This window comes from Bifidobacterium miconis, from assembly GCF_019331735.1.
Classification (GTDB): domain Bacteria; phylum Actinomycetota; class Actinomycetes; order Actinomycetales; family Bifidobacteriaceae; genus Bifidobacterium; species Bifidobacterium miconis.
The window spans coordinates 1-17,221 of record NZ_JAHBBH010000052.1; the positions used below are offsets into that span (position 1 = coordinate 1).

The following is a 17,221-nucleotide window of genomic DNA, read 5'->3' on the forward strand; positions in this document are numbered from 1 at the left end:
CTTGCCGGCGGCAGTCTTCGCTGTCATGGTTTCCATTGTCTCAGTCGGCATGCTCATCACAGGCCCCTTTCCCGCCGGCCTCACGACCGGCGATCAAAGCCAGTTACACACATTCCGAGACAGTCCCTACATATCCCACCTATGCCCACGAATTGGACCGCATAATATACCGGATATGCCCACGATCAACCCGCGATCAAGAACATGCGACGTCGCATCAACGTCACCCCGCTCCAATAGCGCGTATTACGGAGATGTTGGGCGTATTCGGCGGGGTCGGCGATCGTGCGGGCGTGGCATACGTTAGGATGTCGCTTTTGGGACGGCGTTCGGCGCGCGTGATGCGTTTGGCCGCGGACGCCGATGAGGGAAAGGACGTTACGGTATGGGCGAAGGCATGTTGAGCGCGATTCATGGTCCGGCCGACGTCCACGACCTGCCCGCCGATCAACTGCCCGAACTGTGCGCGGACATCCGCCGCACGCTCGTCGCCTACGGCCACGTGCATGGCGGCCATATCGGCTCGAATCTCGGCATGGTGGAGGCCACGGTGGCCCTGCACCGCGTGTTCGATTCACCGCGCGACCGGATCGTCTTCGACGTGTCGCACCAAAGCTACGTGCACAAGATGCTCACCGGCCGCGCCGCCGCGTATCTCGACCCCGAACATCACGACGTGACCGGGTTCACCAATCCCGACGAATCGGAGCACGACCAGTTCGTGCTCGGCCACACCGGCACGTCGATCTCGCTGGCGTGCGGACTGGCGAAGACGCGCGACATGCGCGGCGGACACGAGAACGTGATTGCGGTGATCGGCGATGGTTCGCTCAGCTCGGCCATCGCGTTCGAGGGACTCAACAACGCGGCCGAACAGGGCGGCAATCTCATCATCGTCTTCAACGACAACGAAATGTCGATCGCCGAAGACCACGGCGGCATGTACGGCCCGCTCGCCCGCCTGCGCGCATCCGGAGGCACGACGGAGCCCAATATTTTCCACGCGTTCGGGCTTGACTATCGCTATGTCGAGGACGGCAACGACGTGCTCGCGCTGGTGCGCGCGTTCGAGGCCGTGCGCGGCATCGACCATCCGGTCGTCGTGCACATTCATACGCGCAAGGGACTCGGCCTGCCGGTCGCGGCCGACGACGATACGGCCGCCGCATCCGCAGCTTCCGACATCGCGGCCGGCGGAGCCATCGCCGCAACCGATGCAACTCACACTGCCGACGCAACTCACGCAGCCAACGATGACGGCGACGAGACGGTGATTGCGGAAGATCTGGCGATCACGGCAGGCCGGTGCGAGGCGAATCACTGGCAGAATCCGGACAGTGCGGCCGGCAAGCCGCTCGGCGCGCGCAAGCACTACGGGCAGCTGGCGATGGCCGCGCTCGAACGACGCTTCGCCACGGAGCCGGGACTCGTGGTCATCTCCCCCGCCACCCCCGGCTCGAACGGCATCACGCGCGCGTTCCGCGAGCGTGCCGGCAGGAATTATGTGGACACCGGCATCACCGAGGAGCATGCGGTCGCGTTCGCATCCGGCATCGCGCGCGCGGGCGGACGGCCGGTACTAGCCACGTCGGCCACGTTCTTCCAGCGCACGTTCGACCAGTTGCAGCAGGAGCTCGCGCTCAACCACACGCCGGCCACGCTGCTCGACTTCGGCGGCGGCCTGTCCGGCGCGGACAACACGCATTCCGGCGCGTTCGACATCGCCATGTTCGGCAACATTCCGAGCCTGACCTGCCTCGCGCCCACGTCCGTACACGCGTTCCTCGACATGCTCGCATGGTCGACGAGCGCGGCGAACGATGGACCGGTCGTGATCCGCGTGCCCGGCGACGCGATTCTGGGCGCGGAACGTGCCGGCGAGATTGCCGACGCGGCCGATCCTGCCGTGACATCCGACACCGTTAGCACGCAGGATTGCCCATGGAACCGCTATCGGATCGCGCGCGCCGGGTCGCAGGTGGCGATTCTCGCGCTCGGCAACGAGTATCCGCTGGGATTGCGCGTCGTCGCGGCGCTTGCGCAGAGCGACGGCGATCATGCCGGCATCGACGCGACGCTGGTCGACCCGCAGCAGTTCTCCGCGATCGACGCGGGAACGCTGCGCGCGCTGGCCGAGGATCACCGGATCGTCGTCACGCTCGAGGACGGGCAGCTTGAGGGCGGTTGGGGCGAGAAGATCACCGCGTGGTACGCGAATGCAGGTTGGGCGGCCGGAAACCGTGCCGCCGATCACCGCGCCTCCGGTCATGCGGGCGGCACACTCCCCCACCCCGTACACGTGCTCAACTTCGGCGGCGCGAAGGAATTCACCGACCGCATCCCCCTCGCCGATCTCAACGAACGCTACGGTTTGACCGTGGAACAGGTCACCAAGGCAATCCGCAGCCTGCTCTGAATCCTATTTTCATGCGACCATCACCGGGCAGCGGGGGCAGCCAGTCACGCGATGGAACAACACCCCTCATTTCCATCGCGTGACTCCGCGATCGGTCACTGAACGGCATATTAGTCTGCAAATACCATCCTGTGACCGCCAAATACCCTTAAAAACGGGTTTCCTGCCATCACCGGCAAAAACGCGTTGGAAAAAACGACCATTTTTCCATCGCGTGACCGGTCGTAGGCGGTCATGCCTGCGCGGCCAGCCTGATCGGAGATTCCCGTGCGACACTTACCTATTGCTCTACTGCTGGTTTTTGATGGCGTCGAGGGCGGGGATCTTCACGGCCTTGTTGGCGGGCTGGAAGCCGGAGACAAGGCCGATCGCGGTGGAGAAGAGGATCGCGAACACGAACAGCCACCACGGGATCACCGACAGGCGCGTCACGTTCTCGCCGCCCACGATCGCATGCCATATGTTCTCGCCGCTGACGCCGCCCATGTACACGAGGTTGATGCCGATCGAGATGACCGCGCTCAGCAGGCAGCCGATCACGCCGCCGAGCAGGCCGATGAAGCCCGCCTCGCCGAGGAACATGATGCGGATGTCGCGCACGTAGCAGCCGAGCGCCTTCATGATGCCGATTTCACGCGTGCGCTCGGTCACGGACATGACCATCGTGTTGGTGATGCCGATGGCCGCGACGAGCAGCGAGACCGCGCCGATGCCGCCGAGCGCCATCTGGATGCCGCGCGACTGCTCCTCCATCTGCTTGCGGATCTCCTCGTACGACGACGTGGAGAAGCCCATGTCCTTGATCTGCTGTTCGACGTCGCTCACCTGCGTGATGTCGGAAACTTTGACAAGCGCCTGCTCGTACGTGGTGGTTTTCGCCGCGGACTTGTCGGCTTTGGCGATCATGTCCTTGAGCTGGCTGATGTCCATGAGCACGCCGGACGAGGTGGCGGAGCCCTTGTTGTAGTCCTCTTTGAGCACGCCGGTGGCGCGCAGCTTGAACGTGTTGCCGGAGCCGTTCGCCCCGGCCGAGCCAGAGCCGGTACCCGAACCTGATCCTGAACCGGTGCCGCCCATGTCGGTCGACCCCGACATGCCGCCCACGCCCATCATCACGCCGCCGCCGGAACCTCCCGCCGAACCGCCGCCCGACGAGTCGCCGGTCTGGATGGTCAGCGTGATCTCCGTGTTCATCGGGTTGAAGAACGGCTTGGATTCCTCGCCGAGCTGGTCGGCGGGCACCTGCGAGCAGTTGCCGGTCGAGTCGCACGTCCAGTACGTGCCGTCGCCCGCGTCCTGCGGCTGGTAGCGCACATTGGAGCCTTCGGGCCGGAACTTGTCGTAGAACTGGTAGGCGAGGTACTGTCCGGCGAGAATCTCTCCGCTTTTGGTCGGGGCCGCGCCCTCGGTGAGCTTGTAGCCCATGTTCTCGAGCTGCGACATGTCGATGGCCTGCACGTCGCCGTAGGTGGCGATGTAGCGCCCGTTGTCGGCGGTCATGGTGATCGTGTAGTTGAGCGACATCTGCGCGGTCGCGCCCTCGACGCCGGGAATCTGCTTGAACGATTCGATGGCCTTGTCGTCGAGTTTGTTGTCCGTCTGGCCGCCGGTCGAATTCGACGCGCCGAAGCCGTCATAATTGCCCTGTTTGTACACGTTGATGATGGTCAGGTCGCCCATCTGCTTGAGCGACTGTTCGTTCATCTCGTTGATACCGGAGCCGATCGACACCATGGTGACGATCGAGCAGCAACCGACGATCACGCCGAGCACGGTCAGGATCGTGCGCGACTTGCGTCGGAACAGGTTCTGGCTGCACAGGTGCAGGATATCCGTGAATCTCATGTTGGTCCTTACGACTTACGCAATGGCGTCAATGACGTACTCGCTGGCTGGCGAGGCAACCGTCGCAACGGCTCACGCGCGTGCGCCCGCGCCGGACTGTCCGGACACGGCGGGCGCGATCACCTGCGTCGCGTCGTTGGTTCCGCTCGCGGCGTTCGCACCGGCCGTGCCGGCATCGCCGCCCGCAGCGGCCGAATCGCCGTCCGCGCTCCAGTCGTCCCACTCGTCGTCGATGCTGGCCTGGTTCGCCTTGGCCTTGCGCTTCTTGCGCACGATGACGATAGCCGCCACGAGCGCGACCGCGACGGCGAGCGCGCCGACAATCCACGCCCACATCGGCACGCCCTGCTCCTGCGTGGTGTCGTCGGGCACGACCATGCCGTTGTCGTTCGGGTCGACCGGCGCCGCGTCGGTCGCGCTGATGGTGATCGGGAACTCCTTCTTCTGCGTCTTGCCGTCGGAGTCCTCGTAGGTGACGCGCAGCGTGGCGTTGATGTCTCCGGCCTGCGTGGGCGTGAACGCGAAGCCGATCGAGCCGTTCGCGCCGGAGGCGACGTTGCCCACATACTGCGTGGCGTTGGTGGCCTGGATGCCTTCGCCTTCGATGCTGGCCTCGACGTTGGCGATGTCGCCCTTGCCCTTGTTCACGTAGTTGAGTGTGACGGTGGTCTCCGAGCCGACGGTTGCGCCGTCCGGCGGGACGGGGTTGGTCAGTTCGAAGCGGTCGGGCTGGGAGACGGGCACGGAGATTTTGATGTCGGAGTTGTTGGAGCTGCGCGTGCCCGCGTCCACGTACTCGTATTTGAAGCTGACGGTGACGCCCTGCGCGCCGGACGTGGCGCTCGGCAGGACTTGCATGGGCAGGCTTTGCGTCATCGCGTAGCCGGCGCCGAGACGGTCGAAATAGAACGTGTTGGTGCCGCCGGCGATCGCGAAGCTTTCGCCGCCGTCCACGGTGACGACGAGGTTGTCGATCGCGACCTTGCCCATGTTCTGGAACGTGAAGGAAAGGTTGAAGTCGCTGCCGACCGGCACGGTTTTCGCGCTGCCGTAGTCGAAGTTGGTGATGATGATGTTCGGCACGGGCCCGGCGACGGGAGTCGTGTCGTTGCCGGACGTGCCGCCGTTCGCGGTGCCGTCGCCGCCCGTGCCGGCCGAACCGTTGCCGCCGTTTACGGTGCCGTCCGACGAGCCGCCGTCGACGGCCGGGTTCGTCGTCGTGCCGTTCGCGGTCTTGCCGTCGGCGACGGCGTTGCTCACTGTGCCGTCCGTGCCGGTCGCGACCGCGGATTTCGTCGCACCAGTCGCACCGGTCGCGGACTTGGTCGTCGCACCGTCCGCGCTCTCGTTCGCACCGTCAGCCGCGGCGGTCGTTGCGGCGACGCCGTCCGGGGCCTCCGCCGTGGCGAACGCGGCCGGCGTCGCGCAGGCGAGCAACATCGCCGGCGTCGCCAGCAGGGCCGCGGCCGCGGCGATCATGCTCTTCTTCTCTCGGTTCTTCATGCTTTCCCTTCCTGTACTGATGGGTCAGGTCTGTTGTCCGTGCCGCGGCTCGGCTCACACGATGCAGCTCACGCGATGCGGCTCACGCGGCGCGGTCGATCAGCTTGTCGCCGACGATCCGTCCGTCGAGCAGCGTGACGATGCGGTCCGCGTACTGCGCCATGTTGTCGTCGTGCGTGACGAGCACGATCGTCTGGTCGAGTTCGCGTGCGAATCCGACGATCATCTCCATCACGTCGACTTTCGTGCGCGAGTCGAGATTGCCGGTCGGTTCGTCGGCGAACACGACCTGCGGTTTGGCGACGAACGCGCGCGCGATGCCGACGCGCTGCTGCTGGCCGCCGGACATCTGCGTCGGATAGTGCGTCATGCGCCTGCCGAGGCCGACACGTTTGAGGATGCCGCGCGCGATCGCCTCGCGTTTCGCCTTCGGCACGCCGCGGAACATGAGCGGCATGGCCACGTTTTCGATCGCGTTGAGGTTCGGCAGCAGATTGTACGACTGGAACACGAAGCCGAGATGCCGCTGGCGGAAGGCCGCGAGCTCGCGTTCGTCGAGTTCGGAGACGACCACGCCGCCGATGCGCACGCCGCCGCGCGTCGGCTTTTCCATGCCGGCGAGCTGGTTGAGCAGCGTCGATTTGCCGGAGCCGGATTCGCCGTAGATGCAGCAGATCTGGCCTTTGGGGATGGTGAGATTGATGCGTTCGAGCGCGACGACCGTTTCGTCGACGACCGGGTACTCCTTGCGCAGGTTTTTCACTTCGATCATCGGGCGGGCGGATTTGGTCGGGCGGGCCGGGCCGGCGGGACCGATCGATCGGGCCAAACCGACAGGCCGACCCGCACGCGAGACTGATTCCCCCTTGATTATCGCCATTGACAACATCCCTTCTTGATCGTACCGACTCAAGTCTACGGCCTTCGCTCCTCCGACACAGTCTGCGTCATCATACCAATGGCGACAATCCACCCCAAGGATGATTCGGGCCGGCCGCCCGGGCCGACGCAGAGCAACCGGGAGAAAAAGAAAAAGCCTTGGAATCATTCGATTCCAAGGGCTTTATGGTGACCCCGGCCGGGCTCGAACCGGCGACCCTGAGATTAGAAGTCACATGCTCTATCCAGCTGAGCTACGGGGCCAAACGAAGGGACAGTATATCAGCATGCCGGTACGCGGCGCCTACGCCGACGAATTATCCCGCATCGTACCGTACAGAGACCTTGCTCGGGTGACATTCGGGCGAATACCACCCGATACTGGCAGGAATGTCACGCTCAACCGGCTGTTTGCGTGACATTCCTGCCACCAGCGGTCCCTTGCCAGCAAGAACATCACGCAAAACGAATCAGAGCGTGAGGCATTTCTACCGGCAAACACCGCAGAACGCCGAACAATCAGGCGTTCTGGTGATGGTACTGGAACGCGAGCTCCGCGAGGTGCACTCCGTGGGTGAGGAACTCGTGCGTGCGGCACACGTAGTCGTTTTCGCGGCCAATCTTGGCGATGTAGCCGTTGATGTAGTCGACTTCGGTCTTGCGGCCGCGGCTCATGTCCTGGTACATCGACGGATAGTGCAAGGGGTTGCCGGTACGGCTCACGTAATCGACCGACTCGAGCTCCTCGGCGCGCGTGTTGATGAGCTTGATGCCGGCGCGCTCGCATGCGTCGTACGCCTCGTTGATGAGCTGCATGGCCATGTCGCGGGCGCCCGGGTAGCTGATGAACTGGCCCATGGTGATCTGGTACATGGTGCACAACGTGTTCACCACGGAGTTGAACACGATCTTGGCCATGCACATGCCCTTGAAGTCGTCGGAGATCTCCGGGTTGAGGTTCGCCTTCTGGAAGTCCGCGAAGATCGCCTGCTCGATATCGGTGACCTTGTTGGTCATGGCGCACATGTGCATGGTGCCGGCGCCGGACTTGCCGATGAAGTCCACGTCGCCCGGGCCGTTGAGCACGGTGGCAACGAGCGCGGTGCCGCCGTAGATGCGGTCCTCGCTGAAGTACTGGGCGATTTTCTCGAAGTGGCCCCAGCCGTTCATCGCGCTGAACGCGACCTGATGGTTCTTGAACAGGTGGGCGCAGCGCTTGAGCATCTCCTCGAGCTGCATCTGCTTCATGAAGATGATCCACACGTCCGGATCGCCGTCGTATTCCTCCGGCGTGTACAGGTTGATCGGGATGAGACGGCGGTTTTCGTGGTCGCGGCTCACGTACACGCCACCCTGCTCGCGGATCTTGTCGATGTGCGGCTGCCACGTATCGATGAAGTCGACGTGGGCGTCGGTGTGCTCCTGCAGCAGAATGCCGTAGCGCAGGCCCATCGCGCCCGCGCCGATAACCGTATAACGCATAATCGTTCCTTATATATGCTGTTTTGTATTCTCTCGACGGCTCCCTGCCGGTCTCTCGCCCCGGCACGGAAACCATTCCTCAGGCCGCCGGCACCAATTCCCCGCATAATCGCGCGGGAACCCGATGTTACCCGTTTCGCCGTCCGCCATCGACGACTGTTGGTCTCGGCGAACGTGCGCCGTTTCGCATGCCATTCCGGTCTCGTGGACCGCAATCGGCCGTGTTCCGCGGTTTTTCCGCGACACAGCATAGCACCGCGCGTCAACATCGTCCGACGTCGCGACCGTCGGCATCTGGTATAACGGGGGCATGGGCAATTCCGATGAGATACAGCGAACGGTTGCACGGCTGCATACGACGTTCCGCAGCGGACTGACGCGGCCGTTGCGCTGGCGGCGGGCGCAGTTGGACGCGATGGAGCGGATGCTGCGCGATCACGGCATGCGCTTGGCCGAGGCCGTGCGTACCGATTTCGGCAAGCCCGTGACCGAAACGATGCTCATGGAAATCAAGCTGGTGCTTGACGAAATACGATTCGTGCGGCCGCGCTTGGCACGTTGGACCGCGCGCCGCCCGCAGCCGATGCCGTGGCTATTGTGGCCGGCGCGCAGCTGGACGGTGGCCGAGCCGAAGGGCGTGGCGTTGGTGATTGCGCCGTGGAATTATCCGGTGCTGCTCTCGCTTGAACCGATGGTTGACGCGATCGCGGCAGGAAACTGCGTGTGTTTGAAGCCGTCGGAGCTCTCCCCCGCCACCAGTCGGCTGCTGGCGCGGCTGGTTCCCCGGTATCTGGATGCGCGCGCGTTTGCGGTGGTTGAAGGCGGCGCCGCCGAGACCGGCGCGTTGTTGGAGCAGCCGTTCGACCATATCTTCTATACGGGCGGCGGCAGGGTCGGCCGGATCGTGATGGAGGCTGCGGCGAAGCGTCTGACACCGGTCACATTGGAACTCGGCGGCAAGTCACCGGTGTTCGTCGACGGTACGGCGAATCTGGACGTGGCTGCGCGGCGCATCGCGTGGGGACGGTTCGTCAACGCCGGGCAGACCTGTGTAGCGCCCGACTACGTGCTCGCGACTCCTGATATCGCCGACGATCTGGCCCGGCGCATCGCCCGCGCCGCACGGTTCATGTTCGGAGACGACGCGTTCGCGCCGCAGTCGTCCAGCTACGCGCGCATCATCAGCGATCGTCATTACGATCGGCTGATGGCGCTGCTGCCGCATCCCGACGTGCCGTCGTCCGCGGCGCACGTGGTCTGCGGCGGATTCGGCGATCGCGCGCAACGGTATATTGCGCCGACCGTGCTCACGCACGTTTCCGCGGACGCGCCGGTGATGCGGGAGGAGATTTTCGGGCCGATCCTGCCGGTGCTGGAGATCGCGGACGCGGCGTCGGCGGTCGCGTTCATCAACGCGCGGCCGAAACCGTTGGCATGCTACGTGTTCTCGCGGCGGGCCGCCACGCGCCGGCTATTCGAACGGGAGACCAGTTCGGGTGCGCTTGGCTTCAATCTGCCGCTCGGGCATCTGCTGTCCAGCAGGCTGCCGTTCGGCGGCGTGGGCGCGTCCGGCATGGGCTCGTATCACGGTCATGCGGGTTTCCTCGAATTCAGCCATGTCAAAGCCGTGACCGTCAAACCCGCCTTCCCGGACACGCTCTCCCTGGTCTATCCGCCGTACACCGCCCGCAAGCGCGCTCTCATCTCCATGCTGTCCCGCTGAAACGGTCCAAAAACGTGAATCTTCGAGAGAGTGTCGACGACGCACTCGTCCGGATGCCACGCTCGGCTAGGCCCCGCATGGCATTGTGACGAATATCCGCGGAGCAAAACCCGCAGGCAAGCCTATTGCAGACCGGCAATCCATTCGTCCATGGCGAAAACCTTGCCAAATTCGTTGGTGATGGTTTCGGCATCCTGTTCGCTTGATGCCGGAGCCACGTAGGCTCCTTTGCCGTCAATGCTGACGAACGCGGTTTTTCCGTCGGTGGAGATGAGTCCGCTCATCAGGATCAGGTCGAAATTCCCGCTCTTGAAATCGGTCCAGCTGGTGTAGAAATACTGTACCACGTCACCGGTGTCAGGATGCTCGACATCCATGATCCCGGACATTTTCCGATCAAGGTCCTGATCGACCACCGCGTCGCCACCGTCGGCCGGACGAATGGTGACGTGTCCGGTCAGGCGATCCGATTGGAACAGGTAGTGCAGCCGGGTCGCGTCCAGCGATATCGTGTACGAGGTGTCGGAGCCGGCGTTCTTGTCGGCCCGGTACGCGTCGCCGTCGATGCGGATGCGTTGCGGCCACGGCACGTAGTACAGCAGCAGTCCGACGACGACCAGCCCCGCCATCGCACCGGCGACGATGCGCACAATGCGTTCGCGGCGCTTCTTCTGCGGTGTCTTTTCCATGGCGACACTCCTTCGCGACAGACCGGAACATCCATGTTCCCGTAGTGCATTCATGGTACATCCGCGCAGGTCAGGCCACGCCGTCGGACATCATACGGTCGGACATCATACGAATGGCCGCAGTCCCGGTGATCTTCGGATGCAACCGTCGGGGCATGATCTGCCGTACGCAACCCGCCGGGCGTGCCCCCTCACGCGTGACATTCAAGCCACCACCAGCGGCATAACCACCCGGATGTCACGCCGACGGACGGTTTCGCATGACATCCGAGAGGCTAGCGGCAAAGCACCCGCGGCAACGTCACGGCTCGATGATCCAGGAGAGCCCCACCAGCACGACGAGGAACAGCACGTTCACCGCGGAATACACGGCCAGATACCGACCCTTCTGATGCGGGTACTTGCGCACCACGTTCTTGTACCCGATGAGCGAGGCCATGGAGGCGATGAGCGTGCCCATGCCGCCGAGATTCGTGCCGATGATGAGCGGCCGCCACTGGTCGGTGAAGCCGGACAGGAGCAGCGTGGTCGGCACGTTGCTGATGAGCTGGCTGGAGCCGACCGCGACCTCAAGCGGGCGGATGTTCACCAGTGAGGCGGCCAGTTCGTAGAATTCCGGCACGCGTTTCATGTTGCCGATGAAGATGAAGAACATGGTGAACGTGAGCGGCAGGCCCCAATCCACGTTTTTGAACACCTTGCGGTCGCACACCAGGAACGCAGCGAACACGATCACGCACATGAGCCACAGCGGGATGAAGTCGCTCACCGCGAGCAGGCAGACGACGAACAGCAGCGTGTAGACGATCGTGCGCCAGCCGCCGTAGCCCGCGCCGTAGCCGGTGATGCGGATCTCGTCCGGCCGATGGCCGGCGCTGGACGGGGCGAGCACGCCCTGCTCGATGCCGGCGCCGTCGAGCGAACGGAACTCCGACACCGGTTTGCCGCCGAACACGAACCACGAAATCACCACGAGCATCGCCGCGGCCAGCACCGAATACGGCGCCATGATGCCGATCATCTCCAACGCGGGCATGCCGGTGAGCGCCTTCAAATACAGATTGTGCGCGTTGCCGATCGGAGTCAGCATGCTGCCCACGTTCGCGCCAATGGTCATGAGCGTGCCGACCAGCACCGCGTGCTCCTCCATGTCGGCCATGATGAGCACGGAGATCGCGAACGGGATGAACGTGACGAGCGCCACGTCGTTGGTGATGAGCATCGCCGAAAAATACGTGAGCGCGATCAGCGTGATCACGAGCCCGCGCGCCGTGCCGACGTGGTGCAGCAGGCGAGAGCCGATGATGCGGAACACGCCGATGCGCTGGAAGCCGCACACCACGAGCATGAGGCAGACCAGCTGGCTGATCGTGCTCATGTGCACGTAGTCCTTGTAGTCGGCGTCGGGCGGGACGATGAAGCAGGAGATGATCGCAAGCACCGTGGCCACGATCAGAATCGTCTCGCTTTTGAGCAGCTCGATGGCCCAGCGCCTCATTGTTCCTCCGAAGTTCACCGTGCGTTAACGTTCAGTGATTGTAGTGGAACAACGGGCCAAAGTACGTAGTCCCGGCGTGCTGTTTTCCGACCGATTTCAACGAAAACGGCCGCTCAGCCTTACAGCCGACTGCCTTCCAGACCCGACTTCCAGCCCTGCTCGGTCTACGCGAGCCGCACGAGCGTGACGCTGCAGGGCGGCAGCGCGAGCGCGATGCTGCCCGGACCGTCCGGCGGCAGCACGGATTCGCGGACAGTATGCGTCAGGCAGTCGCGCAATCCTCCCGTATACCCGAGTTCGTTGCGCGCGTCCGGATCGCCGGTCAGCGTTTCGACGCGCAGCGTGTGCGGCGATCCCGCCGCGCCGGAACGCCGCAGCAGTCCGCGCGGCCCGTACGACACGTTGAGCGTCACGCCGACGCGTTCGCCGCCCGTGTTGACGAGCTTGACGAAACGCAGCGCACCCTCGTCGCCGGTCGCACAGACGAACAGCCCGTCCGGCGTCTCGCCGTCGATACGGCACTCGTACGCGAGCGCGCCCACGTTCGCGGAAAACAGCCGTTCGGCCTCGTAGTTGACGCTGGGACCGACCTGCGCCGGATTGAATTCGATGAGGTTCTGTTCCCAGCCATGTCCGGTGACGTGCGAGAGGAGCGGTGCGTACGATGTCATTTTGACGATGTCGCTGTTGCGTTCGCAGCCGGTGAGGAACGCCGCTTCGGCGAGCGCGGATCGCCAGCTGCTCGCGTGATCGTGGTCCTGCGGTTGTGCGGCGAAGTAGCCGTTGGCCGAGTATTCGCCGAAGTACACGCCGGTGCCGTCGCGGCGGTAGTCGTCGAATCGGTTGGCCTGCGCGATGAACCAGTCGGGCGAATGGTAGGCGTGTTCGTCGACGAGGATGCGCGTGGCGGGCAGCAGGTCGGCGTCGTTCGCGTCGATTTCGCGCGCGACGCCGGGCACGCCGCCGGCGGCGACGGCGTGCGCGTGGTCCCAGGTGCGTTTCATGGGCAGGCGGAACGGGAAGAGGCCGGCGCTCATCACGCACAGCATGCCGGGATCCTTTTCATGGATGGCGCGCGCGATCGCGTCGAATTTGGCCACGTAGTCGGCGCCGAAGTTTTCGTTGCCGATGCCGATCATGTCGAGTCCGAACGGTTCGGGGTGTCCCATGTCGCGGCGGACGGCGGCCCATGCGCTCGTGTCGGGGTCGCCGTTGGCGAAGTCGATCAGGTCGAGGTAGTCCTGCACGACGACGTTGCGGAACCAGTCGCCGTTGGTGTCGACGTGCTTGGGGTCGCGGTAGGGCGATTGGCAGGTGATGCCGGCGAACAGCGTGGGCAGCGGCTTGGCGTGCAGGTCCTCGCATAGGCAGAAGTATTCGTAGAAGCCGATTTGGTAGCTTTGCGAGTAGCTGGAGCCGTCGGGCGTTTTGAACGCCCACATGTTGTATTGCTGGCGGCGGGCGGTGGATGCGCCGACCGTGTCCTTCCACCGGTATTCGTTGCCGGGGGTGACGCCTTCGACGATGCAGCCGCCGGGGAAGCGCACGAACGCGGGGCGCAGTGCGGCGATCGTTTCGACGAGATCGCGGCGCAGCTTGCCGAACCGCCATTTCGGATCGTCCTTGCCCCAATAGTCGGCGTCCATGAGCGATACTGCGTCGATGTCGAACGTCGCGGCGGACGGTTCCGGCACGGCGGACGGTTCCGTCGCATGCGTCGCGCGCGTCGCACCCGGCCTGTCCGCAAGCTGCACGTCGATATGCAGCTTGCCGTATCCGTCGCGCAGGCCGGCCAACGCATACCGCACGAACACCCAGCCGTCGCGCAGCGGCTCGCCGGCGAACCGGTCCACGTCGAATCGCACGTCGTCGGTGAGCGGCTCGTCATTGTCGTCCAGCACGACGACGCGCAGCGACACCGCGCCGCGCACCGGCCGCACGCATGCCGCGAAATCGTACGCGTGCCCGGCTCGCACGGCCATGGCGCACGCGTTCGCGTACTCCCCGCCGCCGTTGTATCCGAGATTGTCGATCGCGCCGACAGTGCCGGGCTCGACCGTGACGCGCGCGTACCGGCTGTTGTCGTTGATCGGCGGCGCCGGGCAGTCCGTGTCGACCCGTTGGCCGTGATCGCCGCGGATCCACGTGCCGCAGCTGACCGCGTCGAGCCGGCGGAAACGCCAGAATCGCAGAGGATCGGCCTTCGTCATCCATCGTTCCGCGCCTTTGAGCCGCAGCGAGGCGTGGGACAGGTACACGCCGTCGAAGCTGTAGTTGTTCACCATGTTCGCGTTCAGACCGCCGTCCGCGCCGTGGTTGATGTCCTCGAAAAACACGCCATAGAGCCGATCGCTCACCGCATGCGTCGGCGCACCCACCGTAATCGTCACCATGCGTCCCATTATCGCGCGGCGGGCGCGGACATGCCATGAACGACCCGGGCCAGACCGTCGGGTTCGGATGAGGGCGCGCGGCGACGCCCGGCACAACGCCCAACGCGACGCCCGGAACAGTGCCCGGCGTGACGGTCAGAGATGAGGCAAACCGGCAAGTGTTCAATTCGTGTTCACTTTGGCGACAACTTTTATCCCGCGAAAAGAATCCCGGTTCGGATAGGCTGGCAATCGAATAGTGAGCAAGGCATCAGACGATAAGGGAGACGGCATGCAGACCTCGGTCGGTATTCGCGAGCGCATCGGGCATGTGTATCCGTCGCTGCGACCCGCCGAGCGTGCGGTGGCGCAGTTCGTCCGCGACCATCTCGACGAGGCCGCGAACCTGACGGTCGGCCAGCTCGCGCAGGCTGCGCGGGTGAGCCAGCCCACGGTGATCAGGTTTTCGCGCAAGCTCGGGTTCGGAGGGTATCGCGAACTGCGCTACGTGCTGCGGCATCCGGAGGCGGAGCGCCGCGTCACGTTCGACCCGCTCGAAGGTTTCGACCTGAACCCTTGGGATGATGTGGATTCGGTGCCGGCCAAGGCGGTGAACAGCGCGAAGACGCTGTTGGACGATCTGGCCGCGTCGCTGGACCGCAACGCGTATCGCAAGGCGGTGTCGCTGATTGCGGGCGCATCCCTGATCGACGTCTACGGCGTTGAGAATTCGCTGGTGCCGGCCACCGACCTGTTCACGAAGCTCAGTTATCTCGGCCTGACGTGCAGGCTGAACACTGACGCCTATTTGCAGCAGATCGGCGCCGGGCATCTCGATGCGACGAGCGTGGCGGTCGCCTTCTCCTATTCTGGTTCTTCGTCGGATACGGTCAAGGCGCTGCGCTTGGCGAAATCGCAGGGCGCGCACACGATCGCGGTCACGAACGCGTCCGGCTCGCCGCTGGCCAGTTGGGCCGACGTGTGCCTGTATTCGGGCCGCAGCGAGCATACGATCTACGGCAACGCGATTTTCTCGCGCGTCGCGCACACCGCGCTCGTGGACATGCTGTATATGGGCGTGATCTTAAGCGATTACGGCCGCTTCTCGACCGCGCTCGACCGCTCCGGCAAGATCGTCGCCGACCGCGAATACCACGAGTGACGCGGTTTCGCGCTGGATCGCGGTATCGCACTGCGTACGTGCCGTGCTGCTTGCGGCACTATTGTGCCGCAGACGCTCCCCCACCCGGCTTTGCCGGGAGCCCCCTCAGCCGGGGGCCTGCAAGGCGTGTTATAACCGATGACTTCATAACCGGAGTAACGATCACGATGCTGGCGGAGCCTCGGCTCCCTCGGCTGAGGGAGCTGGCACGGCGCAGCCGTGACTGAGGGAGCGTCGCGGCATGTCAATGCCGCCAAAATAAACAGTATCGCGCGGAAACGGAATCGCGCTGCGCGCGATGCTGTTGTGCTGACTCGCTGTCGCTCGCTCCTCGCCTAAAACAGTCCACTGGACTGTTTTCTTCACGGCTCGGCCTAGCGGGCGAGCTGGGAGATGGCGTTGATCTGGGCGTAGTACTGGCGTTCGGACAGACCGTCGACGGTGGGGATGTTGAGCAGTTTGACGCCGTCGAGACCGCCGGCGGCGGTGATGTTGGCGATGACGCTCCGGTGCCACTGGTCGTCGAGCATGGCGGACACCTGCTTGCAGCCCATGGCGTACAGCGAGCAGACGAACGCGTGGCCGCCCCAGTTGGAGCAGCCGGCCACGATGAGCTCCTCGGTGGGCACGGTGCAGGCGATGTCTTCGCCGTGGTCGACGATGTCCTCGATCGCGTACTCCTGAATGTGGCCCATGCCGATCTCGTTGCCGCCGTCGCCGATGCCGACCGTGTGCAGGCCGAGCGAGGCGAGCCGGCTGAGCGGCGCGGTCCATTCCTGGATGTTGATGCCGCGCATGTTGCGCGGGTAGCCGTCGCGCGAGGGTCCCACGCGTTCGATGAAGATCACCGTGTCGATGTGCTCGCGTTCGACCAGCTTGCGCGTCTCGTCGAGCCAGTCGTCGAACGCGTCGCCCTTGGGCGCGATGAGCACGCGGTCGTCCGGCAGCACGTTTTTGGCCGCGCCGCGGATCACCGGTTCGCACCATGCGTCGCTGACCATCCACGCGTCGCCGCCGATCGCGCGGATCGCCGCGCACATTTCCGCCGCGCCGACCGGCCCGTCGGACTCCGCGGCCGGATGTTCGGCCTTCGGGATGAAAAATCCAGTGACGACGAGCGCCTTGCGCGCCTTGCCGGTGACGAAACGCCGGGCCGCGCGGAACAGGTCGCCGCGCGCGAACGTCATCAGCGTTTCGCTGCCGCGGCCCACGTCTTCGGCCGCCTTGCGCTGGATGCCCGCCACCTTCGGGTAGGCCAGCCAGCTGGCCAGTGCGCCCGGCTGCCGTGAAGTTGCGTTGGTCTCTGTCTTGGTTGCCGTCATGATGTTCCCCTTTCCTGATGGTCCGTCGATGTCCTTGGCTTCTTGACTCGATCCACAGCCTGTTGTACGACCCAAAATGACCATCAATGAGTCCATCATGTGAATTCTTGATTCCGTTATGGCCGTCATATTGCAACCGACGGCCGTAACCGAGTCCATTATGGAGCTCTTCGCATGGTGACGTATATGAGTTGTACAGTCCGAGGTATCGGCACCGCGCTATCGCGCGATACTGTGCTGTTGGCTCGCTGTCGCTCGCTCTTCACTGACCAGCGTTTGGTGCTGGCGGTAGCCTCGGCCCCCTCGGCTGAGGGGGCTGTCGAGCGTAGC

11 protein-coding genes and 1 tRNA gene are annotated in these 17,221 nt (G+C 64.4%); 3 read left to right on the forward strand and 9 right to left on the reverse strand.

Features of this window, described 5'->3' with window-relative positions:
* The first annotated feature begins 385 nt into the window (after positions 1–385).
* Positions 386–2,416 (forward strand): 1-deoxy-D-xylulose-5-phosphate synthase, encoded by a 2,031-nt coding sequence (locus KIH79_RS11745; RefSeq protein ID WP_219059548.1) that lies wholly within the window; start codon positions 386–388, stop codon positions 2,414–2,416.
* 288 nt (positions 2,417–2,704) lie between these two features.
* Here KIH79_RS11745 and KIH79_RS11750 read toward each other — a convergent pair whose 3' ends face one another.
* The 5 genes from KIH79_RS11750 to KIH79_RS11770 form a co-directional block, all read right to left on the reverse strand.
* Positions 2,705–4,261: an ABC transporter permease gene (locus KIH79_RS11750; protein ID WP_219059549.1), complete on the reverse strand. Its 1,557-nt coding sequence runs from the start codon at positions 4,259–4,261 to the stop codon at positions 2,705–2,707.
* 72 nt (positions 4,262–4,333) lie between these two features.
* A complete protein-coding gene (locus KIH79_RS11755) occupies positions 4,334–5,764 on the reverse strand; it encodes a COG1361 family protein (protein ID WP_219059550.1) in 1,431 nt (476 codons plus the stop codon).
* A gap of 82 nt (positions 5,765–5,846) precedes the next feature.
* On the reverse strand, positions 5,847–6,536 hold the full coding sequence (locus KIH79_RS11760) for an ABC transporter ATP-binding protein (protein ID WP_219059551.1): 690 nt from the start codon (positions 6,534–6,536) through the stop codon (positions 5,847–5,849).
* A gap of 294 nt (positions 6,537–6,830) precedes the next feature.
* Positions 6,831–6,907: transfer RNA gene (locus KIH79_RS11765), tRNA-Arg, on the reverse strand.
* 255 nt (positions 6,908–7,162) lie between these two features.
* A complete protein-coding gene (locus KIH79_RS11770) occupies positions 7,163–8,125 on the reverse strand; it encodes a ketopantoate reductase family protein (RefSeq protein WP_219059552.1) in 963 nt (320 codons plus the stop codon).
* A 310-nt stretch (positions 8,126–8,435) separates the two neighbouring features.
* On the opposite strand from KIH79_RS11770, the gene KIH79_RS11775 reads away from it, so the two are divergent.
* Positions 8,436–9,848 carry an aldehyde dehydrogenase family protein gene (locus KIH79_RS11775; protein WP_219059553.1) on the forward strand — a complete coding sequence of 471 codons (1,413 nt, stop codon included), beginning with the start codon at positions 8,436–8,438 and terminating at the stop codon, positions 9,846–9,848.
* A gap of 122 nt (positions 9,849–9,970) precedes the next feature.
* Here the strand turns inward: KIH79_RS11775 and KIH79_RS11780 are convergent, their stop codons facing one another.
* The 3 genes from KIH79_RS11780 to KIH79_RS11790 all read right to left on the reverse strand — a co-directional run bounded on the left by KIH79_RS11780 (position 9,971) and on the right by KIH79_RS11790 (position 14,428).
* The gene (locus tag KIH79_RS11780; protein WP_219059554.1) at positions 9,971–10,537 is read right to left on the reverse strand and encodes a hypothetical protein; all 567 of its coding nucleotides are present in this window, start codon (positions 10,535–10,537) and stop codon (positions 9,971–9,973) included.
* Positions 10,538–10,838: 301 nt separating this feature from the next.
* Positions 10,839–12,035 carry an SLC13 family permease gene (locus KIH79_RS11785; RefSeq protein ID WP_219059555.1) on the reverse strand — a complete coding sequence of 399 codons (1,197 nt, stop codon included), beginning with the start codon at positions 12,033–12,035 and terminating at the stop codon, positions 10,839–10,841.
* 164 nt (positions 12,036–12,199) lie between these two features.
* Positions 12,200–14,428 (reverse strand): alpha-L-arabinofuranosidase C-terminal domain-containing protein, encoded by a 2,229-nt coding sequence (locus tag KIH79_RS11790; protein ID WP_236023835.1) that lies wholly within the window; start codon positions 14,426–14,428, stop codon positions 12,200–12,202.
* A gap of 271 nt (positions 14,429–14,699) precedes the next feature.
* On the opposite strand from KIH79_RS11790, the gene KIH79_RS11795 reads away from it, so the two are divergent.
* Positions 14,700–15,569 (forward strand): MurR/RpiR family transcriptional regulator, encoded by an 870-nt coding sequence (locus tag KIH79_RS11795; protein WP_219059556.1) that lies wholly within the window; start codon positions 14,700–14,702, stop codon positions 15,567–15,569.
* 374 nt (positions 15,570–15,943) lie between these two features.
* Here the strand turns inward: KIH79_RS11795 and KIH79_RS11800 are convergent, their stop codons facing one another.
* Complete coding sequence (locus KIH79_RS11800) at positions 15,944–16,891, reverse strand: glutamate cyclase domain-containing protein (protein WP_219059557.1); 948 nt, start codon at positions 16,889–16,891, stop codon at positions 15,944–15,946.
* Between the last annotated feature and the right edge of the window lie 330 nt (positions 16,892–17,221).

Coding starts and splice junctions, on each gene's coding strand:
- KIH79_RS11760 (WP_219059551.1), bottom strand. CDS start 6,536: ATGATCGAAGTGAAAAACCTGCGCAAGGAGTACCCGGTCGTCGACGAA.
- KIH79_RS11750 (WP_219059549.1), bottom strand. CDS start 4,261: ATGAGATTCACGGATATCCTGCACCTGTGCAGCCAGAACCTGTTCCGA.
- KIH79_RS11755 (WP_219059550.1), bottom strand. CDS start 5,764: ATGAAGAACCGAGAGAAGAAGAGCATGATCGCCGCGGCCGCGGCCCTG.
- KIH79_RS11795 (WP_219059556.1), top strand. CDS start 14,700: ATGCAGACCTCGGTCGGTATTCGCGAGCGCATCGGGCATGTGTATCCG.
- KIH79_RS11790 (WP_236023835.1), bottom strand. CDS start 14,428: ATGGTGACGATTACGGTGGGTGCGCCGACGCATGCGGTGAGCGATCGG.
- KIH79_RS11770 (WP_219059552.1), bottom strand. CDS start 8,125: ATGCGTTATACGGTTATCGGCGCGGGCGCGATGGGCCTGCGCTACGGC.
- KIH79_RS11780 (WP_219059554.1), bottom strand. CDS start 10,537: ATGGAAAAGACACCGCAGAAGAAGCGCCGCGAACGCATTGTGCGCATC.
- KIH79_RS11800 (WP_219059557.1), bottom strand. CDS start 16,891: ATGACGGCAACCAAGACAGAGACCAACGCAACTTCACGGCAGCCGGGC.
- KIH79_RS11745 (WP_219059548.1), top strand. CDS start 386: ATGGGCGAAGGCATGTTGAGCGCGATTCATGGTCCGGCCGACGTCCAC.
- KIH79_RS11775 (WP_219059553.1), top strand. CDS start 8,436: ATGGGCAATTCCGATGAGATACAGCGAACGGTTGCACGGCTGCATACG.
- KIH79_RS11785 (WP_219059555.1), bottom strand. CDS start 12,035: ATGAGGCGCTGGGCCATCGAGCTGCTCAAAAGCGAGACGATTCTGATC.